14 protein-coding genes are annotated in these 14,681 nt (G+C 63.2%); all 14 read left to right on the forward strand.

Annotated features, from left to right (window positions below; translation table 11 throughout):
• The first annotated feature begins 85 nt into the window (after positions 1-85).
• The 14 genes from nuoF (at position 86) to RIA72_RS03565 (ending at position 14,670) form a co-directional block, all read left to right on the forward strand.
• On the forward strand, positions 86-1,378 hold the full coding sequence (gene nuoF / locus RIA72_RS03500; protein ID WP_350030979.1) for an NADH-quinone oxidoreductase subunit NuoF: 1,293 nt from the start codon (positions 86-88) through the stop codon (positions 1,376-1,378).
• A 141-nt stretch (positions 1,379-1,519) separates the two neighbouring features.
• Positions 1,520-3,532 carry an NADH-quinone oxidoreductase subunit NuoG gene (gene nuoG / locus RIA72_RS03505; RefSeq protein WP_350030980.1) on the forward strand — a complete coding sequence of 671 codons (2,013 nt, stop codon included), beginning with the start codon at positions 1,520-1,522 and terminating at the stop codon, positions 3,530-3,532.
• Positions 3,529-3,669, forward strand: coding sequence for a hypothetical protein (locus RIA72_RS03510; RefSeq protein WP_350030981.1), 141 nt, complete (start codon positions 3,529-3,531; stop codon positions 3,667-3,669). The genes nuoG and RIA72_RS03510 overlap by 4 nt, the downstream gene beginning before the upstream one ends.
• A gap of 91 nt (positions 3,670-3,760) precedes the next feature.
• Entirely contained in the window at positions 3,761-4,804 is a 1,044-nt protein-coding gene (gene nuoH / locus RIA72_RS03515) for an NADH-quinone oxidoreductase subunit NuoH (protein ID WP_350030982.1), read from the forward strand.
• The gene (gene nuoI / locus RIA72_RS03520; RefSeq protein ID WP_350030983.1) at positions 4,801-5,289 is read left to right on the forward strand and encodes an NADH-quinone oxidoreductase subunit NuoI; all 489 of its coding nucleotides are present in this window, start codon (positions 4,801-4,803) and stop codon (positions 5,287-5,289) included. Before nuoH ends, nuoI begins: the two co-directional genes overlap by 4 nt.
• Before the next feature lie 12 nt (positions 5,290-5,301).
• Complete coding sequence (locus tag RIA72_RS03525; protein ID WP_350030984.1) at positions 5,302-5,913, forward strand: NADH-quinone oxidoreductase subunit J; 612 nt, start codon at positions 5,302-5,304, stop codon at positions 5,911-5,913.
• Entirely contained in the window at positions 5,910-6,215 is a 306-nt protein-coding gene (gene nuoK / locus RIA72_RS03530; protein ID WP_350030985.1) for an NADH-quinone oxidoreductase subunit NuoK, read from the forward strand. Before RIA72_RS03525 ends, nuoK begins: the two co-directional genes overlap by 4 nt.
• Positions 6,216-6,219: 4 nt before the next feature.
• Positions 6,220-8,274 (forward strand): NADH-quinone oxidoreductase subunit L, encoded by a 2,055-nt coding sequence (gene nuoL, locus RIA72_RS03535; protein WP_350030986.1) that lies wholly within the window; start codon positions 6,220-6,222, stop codon positions 8,272-8,274.
• Positions 8,271-9,824 (forward strand): NADH-quinone oxidoreductase subunit M, encoded by a 1,554-nt coding sequence (locus tag RIA72_RS03540; protein WP_350030987.1) that lies wholly within the window; start codon positions 8,271-8,273, stop codon positions 9,822-9,824. Before nuoL ends, RIA72_RS03540 begins: the two co-directional genes overlap by 4 nt.
• The gene (nuoN, locus tag RIA72_RS03545) at positions 9,821-11,251 is read left to right on the forward strand and encodes an NADH-quinone oxidoreductase subunit NuoN (RefSeq protein ID WP_350030988.1); all 1,431 of its coding nucleotides are present in this window, start codon (positions 9,821-9,823) and stop codon (positions 11,249-11,251) included. The genes RIA72_RS03540 and nuoN overlap by 4 nt, the downstream gene beginning before the upstream one ends.
• Before the next feature lie 17 nt (positions 11,252-11,268).
• The gene (locus RIA72_RS03550) at positions 11,269-11,976 is read left to right on the forward strand and encodes a biotin--[acetyl-CoA-carboxylase] ligase (protein WP_350031030.1); all 708 of its coding nucleotides are present in this window, start codon (positions 11,269-11,271) and stop codon (positions 11,974-11,976) included.
• A 2-nt stretch (positions 11,977-11,978) separates the two neighbouring features.
• On the forward strand, positions 11,979-12,764 hold the full coding sequence (locus RIA72_RS03555; protein ID WP_350030989.1) for a type III pantothenate kinase: 786 nt from the start codon (positions 11,979-11,981) through the stop codon (positions 12,762-12,764).
• Positions 12,761-14,413, forward strand: coding sequence for a ribonuclease J (locus tag RIA72_RS03560; protein ID WP_350030990.1), 1,653 nt, complete (start codon positions 12,761-12,763; stop codon positions 14,411-14,413). The genes RIA72_RS03555 and RIA72_RS03560 overlap by 4 nt, the downstream gene beginning before the upstream one ends.
• A complete protein-coding gene (locus tag RIA72_RS03565; protein WP_350030991.1) occupies positions 14,410-14,670 on the forward strand; it encodes a DUF1467 family protein in 261 nt (86 codons plus the stop codon). The genes RIA72_RS03560 and RIA72_RS03565 overlap by 4 nt, the downstream gene beginning before the upstream one ends.
• Positions 14,671-14,681: the final 11 nt, after the last annotated feature.

Below are 14,681 nucleotides of genomic sequence, written 5' to 3' on the forward strand. Positions count from 1 at the left end.
CAGCATCCATTTTTTCTTCGCCTGTTGGCGTGCGCGCCGAATGGACCCCGGATCGAGTCCGGGGTGACGATATGGGAGGGGCCGCATGAGCCTCCAAGACAAAGACCGTATCTTTACCAATCTCTATGGCTTTCAGCCGTGGAACCTGAAATCCGCGCAGGCGCGCGGTGATTGGGACAATACCAAGGATTTGATGAAGCGCGGCCAGGACGCGATCATCGAGGAAATCAAGGCGTCGGGGCTGCGCGGCCGCGGTGGTGCGGGCTTTCCGACCGGGCTCAAGTGGAGCTTCATGCCAAAGGAGCCGCGCGCCGACCGACCGAGCTTCCTCGTCATCAACGCCGACGAATCCGAACCCGGCTCGTGCAAGGACCGCGAAATCATCCGTCACGATCCGCACAAGCTGATCGAAGGCGCGTTGATCGCTGGCTATGCGATGCGCGCGCGCGCCGCGTACATCTATATCCGCGGCGAATTCATCCGCGAGGCCGAAACGCTGTTTGCGGCGGTGCAGGAGGCGTATGACGCCGGGTTGCTCGGCAAGAATGCGGCGAAGTCGGGCTATGATTTTGACGTCTTCGTCCACCGCGGCGCCTGCGCGTACTTTTGCGGCGAAGAAACCGCCATGATCGAAAGCCTCGAGGGCAAGAAGGGCCAGCCGCGCCTGAAACCGCCGTTCCCGGCGGGTGCGGGCCTCTATGGCTGTCCGACGACGGTGAACAATGTCGAAAGCATCGCGGTCGTCCCCACGATCCTGCGGCGCGGCGCGTCGTGGTTTTCGTCCTTCGGGCGCGAGAATAACAAGGGCACCAAACTCTTCCAGATTTCGGGCCATGTGAACAAACCCTGCGTCGTCGAAGAGGAAATGAGCATCCCCTTCCGCGAGTTGATCGACAAGCATTGCGGCGGCATTCGCGGCGGCTGGGACAATCTGCTCGCGGTGATCCCCGGCGGTTCGTCGGTCCCGCTCGTCCCCGCGGCCGAGATCATGGACTGCCCGATGGACTTCGACGGGCTGAAAGCGGTAGGATCGGGGCTTGGCACCGCCGCCGCGATCGTGATGGATAAATCCACCGACGTCGTTCAGGCGATCAGCCGCATCAGCTATTTCTACAAGCATGAAAGCTGCGGCCAGTGCACGCCGTGCCGCGAAGGCACCGGCTGGATGTGGCGCGTGATGGAGCGCCTGCGCACCGGCGACGCCGACATCAGCGAGATCGACACTTTGTTCGACGTGACCAAGCAGGTCGAAGGTCACACCATCTGCGCGCTCGGCGATGCGGCGGCGTGGCCGATCCAGGGCCTGATCCGACACTTCCGCCCCGAACTCGAACGCCGCATCCGCGAGAATGGTGGTGCGCTGGAGGCGGCGGAGTGAAGCCAAACCTCTCTTTCCTCGTCACCCTGAACTCGTTTCAGGGTCCATGGCCGGTCGGTGCGGCAAGCGCAGCGGCTATGGATAGCGATGGGCCATGGATGCTGAAACAAGTTCAGCATGACGAATTTGGGGCGAGTACCAATGCCTAAAGTTACCGTAGATGGCGTAGAACTCGACGTTCCGCAGGGCGCGACCGTTCTGCAGGCGTGCGAGATGGCGGGGAAGGAAATCCCGCGTTTCTGCTACCACGAACGCCTGTCGATCGCCGGCAATTGCCGCATGTGCCTCGTCGAAGTGTCGCCTGGGCCGCCGAAGCCGCAGGCATCGTGCGCGCTGCCGACCGCCGAGGGGCAGGTGATCCGCACCGACAGCCCGATGGTCAAGAAGGCGCGCGAAGGGGTGATGGAGTTCCTGCTCATCAACCACCCGCTCGACTGTCCGATCTGCGATCAGGGCGGCGAGTGCGATTTGCAGGACCAGTCGGTCGCCTATGGCCGCGGCGCGACGCGCTATGACGAGAACAAGCGCGCCGTCACCGAGAAATATATGGGTCCGATCGTCAAGACGGTGATGACGCGCTGCATCCAGTGCACACGCTGCGTCCGCTTTGCCGAGGAGGTCGCGGGCGTCGAGGATATCGGCGCGATCTATCGCGGCGAGAATATGCAGATCACGTCCTATCTGGAACATGCGATCCAGAGCGAACTCAGCGGCAATGTCGTCGACCTCTGCCCCGTCGGTGCGTTGACGTCGAAACCCTATGCGTTCGAGGCGCGCCCGTGGGAGCTCACCAAGACGCTGGGCATCGACATGATGGATGCGGTCGGCACCAATGTCCGCATCGACAGCCGCGGGCGGCAGGTGCTGCGCGTGCTGCCGCGCGTCAACGACGATGTGAACGAGGAATGGGCGAGCGACAAGACGCGCCACCATGTCGACGGGCTGGTCCGCCGCCGTCTCGACCGTCCCTATGTGCGCAAGGGCGGCGCGCTCGTCGAGGCAAGCTGGGCCGAGGCGTTCGATGCGATCAAGGCGGTGAACGCTGGATCGTCGGTCGCGGCGATCGCCGGCGACATGGCCGATTGCGAGACGATGTTCGCGGCCAAGGTGCTCGTGAATGCACTCGGCGGCAGCCTACTCGAAGGACGCCAGACCGGGCTCGATTACGACGTCACCAGCCTGTCGGCGGTCAATTTCAACACCACCATCGCCGAGGCCGAAAATGCCGACGTGATCCTGCTCGTCGGCACCAACCTCCGCTGGGAAGCGCCGCTGATCAACACGCGTGTCCGCAAGGCGGTGTGGAAGAAGGGGGCAAAGGTCTTTGCGATCGGCCCCGAAACCGACCTCACCTACAAGACCGAATGGCTCGGTGACGACGCCTCGCTGGTGGCGAAGCTGCCGAAGCATGTACTCGACGCGCTGAAGGGCGCCGAACGGCCGATGCTGATCTTCGGCGGCGGCGCGCTGTCGGTGCCCGGCGTCCACGGCGCTGGCCTTGCGCTCGCCAAGACGGTGAATGCAGTCAAGGACGGCTGGAACGGCTATAACGTCGTCCATTTCTCGGCCGCGCGCATGGGGTCGCTGATGCTCGGCTATGGCCTCGCCGGCGGGATCAAGGATGTGATCGCGGCGAAGCCGAAGCTCGCCTTCTTCCTCGGCGCCGACGAGGTTGATTTCGCGGCGTTGCCCGATACGTTCAACGTCTATGTCGGCCATCATGGCGACAAGGGCGCGCATGCCGCCGACGTCATCCTGCCCGCCGCGGCGTGGACCGAAAAGGACTTCACGACGGTCAACACCGAAGGCCGCGTCCAGCGCAGCGAGAAGGCGGTGTTCGCCCCCGGCGATGCGCGCGAGGACTGGAGCATTTTCCGCGCGCTTGCCGACGCGCTCGGCGTCAGCCTCGGCTTCGACAGCTTCGACGAATGCCGCGCGGCAATGGTCGCCGCGGTTCCGGCGCTCGGCGTCGAGGGGCTCGCCGATTATGGCTGGACGGTGCCCAAGCTGCCCGCCAAGCCCGAGGCGCGTGCGATCCCGTCGCCGATCAAGGATTTCTACCTAACCAACGCCATTTGCCGCGCGTCGCCGACGATGCAGCGCTGCTCGGAAGAGCTGATCCATGGCGTCGATTTTGCGGAGGCCGCGGAATGACCCCGGTACATGCCATCGCGTCTGTGCTGTTCGTCAGCATGGGCTACGCAGTCTGGCGCGGCTTCAACCCCAGGGGCAAATCCGAAAAGCCCGGCCCGCATAACGGCTGGCGCAATCAGGACGGGGCGGGGAAATGAGCTGTGTTCTGAAAATCATCGTCATGCCGGACTTGCTCCGGCATCCATCGACCCCGGACCAAGCCCGGGGTGACGACAGGGGGTCGTCGCTGTGACCGAATTTTTCCAATCGCTTGGCATGTCGTACGAATGGGCCTGGGGGCTCGCGACGATTTGCGGAATTTTGCTCATCGCGCTTCCGCTGATGCTCGCCGTGGCGATGATCATCTATGCCGACCGCAAGATCTGGGCGGCGATCGCGCTGCGCCGCGGCCCGAACGTCGTTGGGCCCTTCGGCCTGCTCCAGTCGTTCGCCGATGGTCTGAAAGTGTTCCTGCAGGAAACGATCATTCCGAGTTCGGCCAACCGCGGCCTGTTCCTGATCGCGCCGATCATCACCTTCACCGTTGCGCTGCTCGCCTGGGCGGTGATCCCGTTCAATTCGGGTGCGGTGCTCGCCGACATCAACGTCGGGCTGCTCTACATCCTCGCCATCTCGTCGCTCGGCGTCTATGGCGTGATCCTGTCGGGCTGGTCGTCGAACTCCAAATATCCTTTCTTCTCCGCGCTTCGCGCCTCGGCGCAGATGATCTCCTACGAAGTGTCGATCGGCTTTATCCTGATCGGCGTTGTGCTGTTCGCCGACAGCTTCAACATGAATGAGATCGTGAAAGCGCAGCAGGGGCACGGGCTCGGCTTCGTCAACGCCTTCGGCTTCAACCTGCTGCTTTTCCCGCTCGCGGTGATGTTCCTGATCTCGGCGCTCGCCGAAACCGCGCGCGCGCCGTTCGATTTGACCGAGGCCGAGAGCGAGCTCGTCGCGGGCTATCAGACCGAATATTCATCGATGAGCTTTGCGCTCTTCTGGCTTGGCGAATATGCGAACGTCCTGTTGATGGCGACGCTCAACGCGCTGCTGTTCTGGGGCGGTTGGCTGCCCCCGGTCGATTGGGCGCCGCTCTATGCCGTTCCGGGCATCATCTGGCTGTTCGCGAAGATCCTGTTCTTCTTCTTCGTCTTCAGCTGGGTCAAGGCAACCGTCCCGCGCTACCGTTATGACCAGCTCATGCGGCTGGGCTGGAAAGTCTTCCTGCCGATTTCGCTTCTCTGGATCTTCCTGATCTCCGGCTACCTGATGCTGACGAGGTATTCATGAGCACCATCGCCCACTTCGTCAAAAGCTTCACCTTGTGGGAGTTTGTGAAGGCGCACGCCCTCACGCTCAAATATTTCTTCAAGCCGAAGGCGACGATCAACTATCCGTTCGAGAAGAACCCGCTGTCGCCGCGGTTCCGCGGCGAGCATGCGCTGCGCCGTTATCCGAACGGCGAGGAACGCTGCATCGCGTGCAAGCTGTGCGAAGCGGTGTGCCCGGCGCAGGCGATCACGATCGAGGCCGAGCCGCGCGACGACGGTAGCCGCCGCACGACGCGCTATGACATCGACATGACCAAGTGCATCTATTGCGGCTTCTGTCAGGAAGCGTGCCCGGTCGATGCGATCGTCGAGGGGCCGAACTTCGAATTCGCGACCGAAACGCGCGAGGAACTGCTCTATGACAAGGCCAAGCTGCTCGCCAACGGCGACAAATGGGAACGCGCGATTGCGGCGAATCTTGCCGCCGACGCGCCCTATCGGTAAGGGCGCGCGCACATGATTCAGCTTATCGCCTTTTACCTTTTCGCCAGCGTCGTCATCGCGTCGGGCGCAATGGTGATTTTTGCGCGCAATCCGGTCCACAGCGTCATGTGGCTGATCCTTGCCTTTTTCAATGCGGCGGGGCTGATGCTGCTCGCGGGCGCCGAGTTTATCGCGATGCTGCTCGTCATCGTCTATGTCGGTGCGGTCGCGGTGCTGTTCCTGTTCGTCGTGATGATGCTGAATATCGATTTCGCCGAGCTCCGCGCCGGTTTCGTGCGCTATTTGCCGCTCGGCGCGCTTGTGGCGATCATCCTGGCGGCCGAGTTGGTCTTCGCGGTCGGCGCGTGGAGCGCGGGCGGGGTCGATCTTGCAGCACGTGCCGCGCCGGTCGTCAGCGACAAGAGCAATATCCAGCAGGTCGGCGAGCTTCTGTACACGCGCTACATCTTCCTGTTCGAGGCGGCGGGTATCGTCCTGCTCGTCGCGATGATCGGCGCGATCGTGCTGACGCATCGTACGCGCGGCGGCGTCCGCGCGCAGAATATCGCGCAGCAGGTGCGCCGCCGTCCACAGGATGCGACGCGCCTGGTCGATCCGGGCACCGGGCAGGGGGTTGAGCTGTGATTTCGGTCGGGCATTATCTTGCCGTTTCGGCGGTGCTGTTCACGCTGGGCGTGCTCGGCATCTTCATCAACCGCAAGAATATCATCGTCATCCTGATGGCAATTGAGCTCATTCTGCTGGCGGTGAACATCAACCTCGTCGCGTTCAGCGCGGCGCTGGGCGACATGGTCGGCCAGGTATTTTCGATGTTCGTGTTGACCGTCGCGGCGGGCGAAGCCGCGATCGGTCTCGCCATTCTCGTTATCTATTTCCGCGGCCGCGGCACCATTGCCGTCGACGATGCCAACCGGATGAAGGGGTAAGCCGGTGATCCAGGCGATCGTATTCCTGCCGCTCTTGGCGGCGCTTGTCGCAGGCCTTGGCCAGCGCGCCATCGGTACCACCGCGTCGAAAATCGTGACGACGGGCGCGCTCTTCACCAGCTGTGCGCTGAGCTGGCCAATCTTCCTCTCGTTCGTGATGGGCACCGGCGAGGCCGAGGTCGTCACCGTGCTGCACTGGGTGAGCTCGGGCGCGCTCCAGTTCAACTGGGAGCTGCGCGTCGACACGCTGACTGCGGTGATGCTCGTCGTGATCACGACGGTGTCGGCGCTCGTCCACCTCTATAGCTGGGGCTATATGGAGGAAGACCCCGACCAGCCGCGCTTCTTTGCCTATCTTTCGCTCTTCACCTTCGCGATGCTGATGCTCGTCACCGCGAACAATCTGGTTCAGATGTTCTTCGGCTGGGAAGGCGTCGGTCTCGCCTCCTATCTGCTCATCGGTTTCTGGTACAAGAAGCCGAGCGCGAATGCTGCGGCGATCAAGGCGTTCGTCGTCAACCGCGTCGGCGACCTCGGCTTCATGCTCGGTATTTTTGGTACCTTCCTGGTGTTCGGTACGGTTTCGATCCCCGAAATTCTGGCCGCTGCGCCGGGCATGGCGGGCAGCACCATCACCTTCATGGGGATGCGCCTCGACACGATGACGATCCTCTGCCTGCTGCTGTTCATCGGCGCGATGGGCAAGTCGGCGCAGCTTGGCCTTCACACTTGGCTGCCCGATGCGATGGAAGGCCCGACCCCGGTGTCGGCGCTGATCCACGCGGCGACGATGGTAACCGCGGGCGTCTTCATGGTGTGCCGCCTCTCGCCGATGTTCGAAACGAGCGAAGTCGCGCTCGGCGTGGTCACCTTCGTCGGTGCCGCAACCTGTCTGTTCGCCGCCACCGTCGGCACGACACAGTGGGACATCAAGCGCGTCATCGCTTACTCGACCTGCTCGCAGCTCGGCTATATGTTCTTTGCCGCGGGCGTCGGCGCCTATGGCGCGGCGATGTTCCACCTGTTCACGCATGCTTTCTTCAAGGCACTGCTGTTCCTCGGTGCGGGCTCGGTCATCCATGCGATGCACCATGAACAGGACATGCGCTATTACGGCGGCCTTCGTAAGCATATCCCGCTGACCTTCTGGGCGATGATGGCGGGCACGCTGGCGATCACCGGCGTCGGGATCGCGGGCGTCGCGGGCTTTGCCGGCTTCCACTCGAAGGACGGTATCCTCGAGGCGGCCTTTGCTGCCGGTGGTGGCGGCGGCCAGGTCGCTTTCTGGGTCGGCATCTTCGCTGCGCTGCTGACGAGCTTCTATTCGTGGCGCCTTGTCTTCCTGACCTTCTACGGCAGGCCGCGCTGGGAAGAGAGCGAGCATATCCAGCACGCGGTTCATGGCGAGCATGAAGATCCCTCCGAAGAACATTCGGCCGACGATCATGCCCATGCGCCCCACCCCCACGACGCGCACGGCGACGGCACCGCAGGCTATCACCCGCACGAAAGTCCGCTCAACATGCTGATCCCGCTCGGCGTCCTGTCGATCGGTGCTGTGTTCGCGGGTTTTGTTTTCGCGCACCCGTTCATCTATCCCGAAGAAGGCATGGCCTTCTGGGCGGGCAGCATCGCGTTCGACGAGCATCTGATGCACGCCGCCCACGAGGTGCCGACCTGGGTGAAGTGGACGCCGTTCACGGTGATGGCGATCGGCCTGTTCCTCGCGTGGAACAGCTACATCCGCAATACCGCGCTTCCGGCAAAGTTCGTGGCGCAGTTCAAGCTGCTGCACCAGTTCCTGTACAACAAATGGTATTTCGACGAGCTCTATAACGTCCTCTTCGTGAAGCCTGCCTTCTGGATTGGCCGCTTCTTCTGGAAGAAGGGTGACGAAGGCACCATCGACCGCTTTGGTCCCGATGGCGCCGCGGCGCTCGTCCAAGGGGGGACCCGTCTCGCGGTCCGGCTGCAATCGGGTTATGTTTATGGATATGCGTTTGTGATGCTGCTCGGTCTTGTCGGACTCGCCAGCTGGGCCATGGTGAATTTCCTGTGAGCGGCTTTCCCATTCTTTCGCTGATGCTGGCGGTCCCGCTGGTCGCCGCCATCCTCTGCCTCTATGCGGGCGACCGCAACGCGCGGATGATCGCGCTTGCAGCAACCTTGATCGACTTTGCGCTGGGCGTCGTGCTGTGGGCGAATTTCGACATCGGCGGTGCGCAGTGGCAGTTCACCGAACGCGCCGACCTGTTCGGGCGTTTTCAGTGGGCGCTCGGCATCGACGGCATGGCGCTGATGCTGATCATGCTCAGCGTTTTCCTGATGCCGCTCTGCATCCTTGCGAGCTGGGACGCGATCACCAAGCGCGTTGGGCTGTACATGGCGATGTTCCTCATCATGGAAGTCGTGATGATCGGCGTCTTCATGGCGCAGGATCTGCTGCTTTTTTACATTTTCTTCGAGGCGGGCCTGATTCCGATGTATTTCATCATCGGCATCTGGGGCGGCGCGAACCGCAAATATGCGGCGTTCAAATTCTTCCTCTACACGCTGCTGGGATCGGTTCTGATGCTGGTCGCGATGATCGTGATGATCATGGAAGCGGGCACGACCGACATTCCGACGCTGCTCAACTATGATTTCCCGGCGGGGATGCAAACGTGGCTGTGGCTTGCCTTCTTTGCGAGCCTTGCGGTCAAGATGCCGATGTGGCCCGTCCACACCTGGCTTCCCGACGCGCATGTGCAGGCGCCAACCGCGGGGTCGATGATCCTGGCGGGCGTGCTCCTGAAACTTGGCGCCTATGGCTTCCTCCGCTTCATGATGCCGATGTTCCCCGACGCATCGGCCGAGCTGATGTGGCTGGTCTTCATCCTGTCGATGATCGCGGTGGTCTATACCAGCCTCATCGCGCTGGTTCAGAACGACATGAAGAAGCTGATCGCCTATTCGTCGGTCGCGCATATGGCGATCGTCACCGCGGGGCTCTTTGCTTTCAACCAGCAGGGGATCGAAGGCGCGCTGATCATCATGCTCAGCCATGGTGTCGTTTCGGCCGCGCTCTTCTTCTGTGTCGGTGTGATCTACGACCGGCTCCACACGCGCGAGATCGACCGTTATGGCGGGCTCGCGGTGAACATGCCGGCCTATGCGCTTTTCTTCATGCTGTTCACCATGGCGTCGATCGGCCTGCCGGGGACCAGCGGTTTCGTGGGCGAATTTCTGAGCCTGCTCGGCATCTATGAAGCGTCGAGCGTCGTTGCCTTCGTGTGCACCACCGGCATCATCCTCGGCGCCGCGTACATGCTCTACCTCTATCGCCGCGTCGTGTTCGGCGAACTGACCAAGGACGATGTGAAGGCGATGCCCGACCTCAATCCGCGCGAATGGGCGATCATGGCCCCGCTCGCCGCCGTGGCGCTGTGGATGGGCGTCTATCCCGAAAGCTTCCTCGCGCCGATGCGCGGCGACGTCACCACCGTTGTTGCGCGCCTTGCCCCCGCGAAGCCCGCGGGCGACGCCCAGCTTGCCGCCGGCACGCCGAAGGCGGCCGAGGATCAGGGCGATGCGGCGCACGGCTCCGCCCATGCGGGAGGCGCGAAATGACCGCCGACCTCGCCCTCATCTGGCCCGAACTGATTTTGACAATCGGCGGGCTCATCACGCTGATGCTCGGCACCTTCATGGGCGACCGCCAGGTCGGGCTCTATCAGCTGAGCGCGTTGCTGACGCTCGGCGCTGCGACCGCTGCTGTCGTCGCGCTGTTCGGGGTCGAGGCGACCGTTTTTTCGGGCACGCTCTCGGTCGATAGTTTCGGCGGCTTTGCCAAGCTGCTGATCTATGCCGCGAGCTTCGTCTGCATCCTGATCGCACCGCGATTCTTCACGGGCGGAATGCGCGCCGAATATCCGACGCTCATCCTTTTCGCCGCGCTCGGCATGGGCATCATGGCCGCGTCGCGCGACCTGATGACGCTCTATGTCGGGCTCGAGCTCAACAGCCTTGCCGCTTATGTGCTCGCGAGCTTCATGCGCACCGACGAGCGGTCGAGCGAAGCGGGGCTTAAATATTTCGTCCTTGGCGCACTGGCATCGGGGATGCTGCTCTACGGTATTTCGCTGCTTTACGGCTTCTCGGGCACCACCGATTTTGCTGGCATTGCACAGGCAATGGGCGGCGAGCCGGGTATCGGCCTCATTTTCGGCATCGTGTTCGTACTCGCGGGCCTCGGTTTCAAGATCAGCGCGGTGCCGTTCCATATGTGGACCCCCGATGTCTATGAAGGCGCGCCGACGCCGGTGACGACCTTTTTCGCCAGCGCCCCCAAAGTGGCGGCGATGGCGCTGATGACGCGCGTAATTGTCGATGCAATGGGCCCCGCGATCGGTGCGTGGCAGCAGATCATCATCTTCCTCGCGCTCGCGTCGATTATCCTCGGTGCGGTGGGCGCGATCGGGCAGAAGAATATCAAGCGCCTGCTCGCCTATTCGTCGATCAACAACGTCGGCTTCATGCTCATCGGTCTTGCCGCCGGAACGCAGCAAGGTGTGGAAGCGGTTCTGACCTATTTGCTCGTCTATGTCGTGACGACGCTCGGTGCCTTCCTCGTCGTGCTCCAGCTGCGCGACGCCGACGGCGACCAGGTCGAAAGCATTCCCGCGCTCGCCGGCTTGTCGCAGCGGCGACCGGGGCTTGCCGCGGCACTGTCGGTCTTCCTGTTCAGCCTTGCCGGCATTCCGCCGCTCTTCGGATTTTGGCCGAAGTATCTGGTGTTCGAGGCCGCGGTGAACGCGAACCTCGTGCCGCTGGCGGTTGCCGGGATCGTCGCGTCGGTGATTGGCGCCTTCTATTATATCGCGATCATCAAGACGATGTATTTCGACGATCAGTCCGACGTCGACGTCACCGGCGGCGGCAATGTCGTCGAAGGCACGATCGTCGCGGCGAGCGCGCTCTGGCTCTCGGCGATCGGCTATCTGTTCATCCCGATCCTCGCAGTGGCGTCGGCGCGCGCCGCGTCGGTGCTCTTCTGATCCCGCCGATCGAGCGTATCGCGCAGACAGGTTCGACCAACGCCGACCTGCTGGCGCGGCTGGCGGGCGGCGAGCATGTCGGCGAGGGCCATTGGCTCGTCGCCGACCGGCAGACCGCAGGTCGCGGGCGCCTCGGGCGTGCCTGGGGTGACGGGCAGGGCAATTTCATGGGTTCGACCGTGGTGCAACTGCGCGGCAGCGACCCGTCGCCCGCGACACTCGCGCTCGTCGTCGCGGTCGCGCTGGCGAAGGTGGTGAAGATCTTCGCACCCTCGGTTGCGCTCGAACTCAAATGGCCGAACGATCTGCTTGTGGGCGGCGCGAAATGCTCGGGCATCCTCCTCGAGCGTAGCGGCGACAGCGTCGTGATCGGTATCGGGGTCAATCTGGCGTCGGCGCCTCAACTGCCCGACCGCAAGACCTTCTGCTTCGCCGAAAGCGGCGTTGCGATCGACCGCGACCGCTTCGCCGACGCGCTGGCCGTCGCGCTGGTCGATGCGCTCTGGACCTGGCGGCAGGAAGGTGTCGAGAGCATCGTGCGCGCCTGGCTGCCGCTTGGCCATCCGGTCGGAACGCCGCTCCGCGTGTCCGAGCAGGACATCGACGGGACGTTCGACGGGCTCGCGCCCGACGGCGCACTGCGCTTGCGCCTCGCGGACGGCCAAGTCATGCTGATCCATGCGGGAGACGTTGAATTGCGGCGTCCGCTCAAGGAGGGGAAATAACCTTGCTGCTTGCGATCGATGTCGGCAACACCAATGCCAAATTTGCGCTCTTTCGCGGCAACGAGCTGCTCGCACGCTGGCGCATCGCAACCGACGACCGCCGGACCGCCGACGAATATATGGTGTGGCTCGATCAGTTGATGCGGATCGAGGGGCATGATCGCGCCGATGTTGACGCCGTGATCATATCGACCGTGGTGCCGCGCGCGCTCCACAATCTTCAACTGTTGGCTCACAAATATTTCAGTGTCGACGCGTTGGTGGCGGGCCGCGAACCCGTGAGCTGGGGCATCGCGCTCAAGGTCGACGAACCGCAGTCGGTGGGCGCCGACCGCGCGTGCAACGCGATCTCGGCGCAGGCGGTCGAGCCGGGCAAGGACAAGCTGGTCATCAGCTTCGGCACCGCGACGACGCTCGATCATATCGGCCCCGATGGCGCTTATATGGGCGGGATCATCGCCCCCGGGGTCAACCTGTCACTGGAAGCGCTGGTGGCCGCGGCGGCGAAACTGCCGCGGATCGCCATCGAAGCCCCTGCAACGGACAGCGTTATCGGGCGGACCACCGAAAGCCAGATGCACATCGGCGTCTATTGGGGCTATGTGTCGATGATGGAAGGGCTGATCGCGCGCATGAAGGCCGAGATCGGCAAACCGCTTACGGTCATCGCGACGGGCGGCCTCGCGACGCTTTTTCAGGAACAGGCACATCTCTTCGATCGCATCGAACCCGATTTGACCCTCAACGGACTGATGCATCTTTATCATCAACGGAAACGAACGACATGACGACTCCGGGCAAGGAGCTGCTTTTTCTCGCATTGGGCGGATCGGGCGAGATTGGGATGAACGCCAATCTCTATGGTTGCGACGGCAAATGGATCATGCTCGATCTCGGCGTGACCTTTGGCAGTCACGATTATCCCGGCATCGACATCGTCATGCCCGACCTTGAGTTTATCGAGGATCGCAAGGCGGATTTGCTCGGCATCGTGCTCACGCACGGGCACGAGGATCATATCGGAGCCATCCCCTATCTCGCCGCCGACCTGGGCGTGCCGCTCTATGCCAACCGCTTCACCGCGGGGCTGATCGCGCACAAGCTCGCCGAAGAGGGGCTGGAGGAGGAGGTCGAGATCAAGGTCGTCGACATCGACGCCAACTTTCAGGTCGGCCCCTTCGGTATCCGCCTGATGCCGCTCGCGCACTCGATTCTGGAAATGAGCGCGGCGGTGATCGACACGCCCCATGGCCGTGTGTTCCACACCGGCGACTGGAAACTCGACGACGATCCGGTGCTCGGCACGCCATCGACCGCCGCGGCGCTCACTGCGATCGGCGACGAGGGCGTCGATGTCCTTGTCTGTGATTCGACCAATGCCTTCAACCCACAGCCATCGGGCAGCGAGGGCGGGGTCAAGGACGGCCTGCTCGAAGCCGTCGGCGCGGCAAGGGGCAGGGTGGTCGTCACCACCTTTGCGTCGAATGCCGCGCGGCTCAAGACGCTGGGCGAGGTCGCGAAAGCGACGGGGCGCAGCCTGTGCGTCGCGGGGCGTTCGCTCGACCGCATATTGGGTGTCGCGCGCTCGGTCGGCTATCTTAAGGATTTCCCCCCGACGGTCGATTTCGACGAGGCGATGCGCCTGCCGCGCGACAAGGTGATGGTCATTGCAACGGGGGGGCAGGGTGAACCGCGCGCTGCGCTGGCGCGCATGGCGGCCGACATCCACCAGATCAAACTCGAACCCGGCGACACCGTTATATTCTCGTCAAAGCAGATTCCCGGCAACGAGGTGGCGATCGGCCGCATCATGAACCAGCTCGCCGCGAAGGACATTCTGACCGTCACCGAAAAACAGGCGCATATCCACGTCAGCGGGCATCCGGGGCAGCCCGAACTTGCCGCGCTCTATGGCTGGTTGCGCCCGAAGCTCGTTCTGCCCGTGCACGGCGAGATCCGCCACATGCACGAACAGGCGCGCTTTGCGCTCGAAAAGGGTGTTCCCGACGCACTTGTGCAGGAAAATGGCGACCTGGTGCAGCTCGCTCCCGGCACGGCCAAGATCGTCGAGCGCGTCCGCGCGGGGCGGTTGATCCTCGACGGCGACGTCATCCTGCCCGCCGATGGCGAGACGATCAACGAACGGCGGAAACTATCGCTTCACGGCCAGATTTCGGTCGCGGTGATCTTTTCCGGCAAGCGCTTCGTCGACTGCGCGGTCAGCTATCGCGGCGTCCCCGTCGAGGATGAGCGCGAAGCCTTCATCGACGAAATGCGCGAAGCCGCGGAGCAGGTCGCCATGGGTCCGGCGCGCGACGAGGACAAGCTGCGCGAGGCAATCCGGCTGGGCGTGCGCCGGGTCGCAACCGACTGGACAGGTAAGAAGCCCGTCGTCGACGTGATGCTCGTTGAAATCGGACAGGGCGCCGACCGATGAAATGGACTTCGGCGCTCGCGATCTTCACCCTCTTCTGGGTGTTCAGTGCCTTTTTCGTGCTGCCCTTCCACGGCCGCCGCGCAAGCGATGACGACACGCCGCTCGTCGCCGGCCAGGACCGCGGCGCGCCTGCCACCATCCGCCCGGGCCGCATCCTGTTGCAGATGACGATCACCGCCGCCGTCGCCTTCGCGGCTTATTATGTGGCCTATGTGAATGGCTGGGCCGATCCCGACGTGCTGACGGGGCGGGTTTGATTTCCGGCAGG

The sequence above is a fragment of the Sphingopyxis sp. genome, assembly GCF_040216815.1.
Taxonomy (GTDB): domain Bacteria; phylum Pseudomonadota; class Alphaproteobacteria; order Sphingomonadales; family Sphingomonadaceae; genus Sphingopyxis.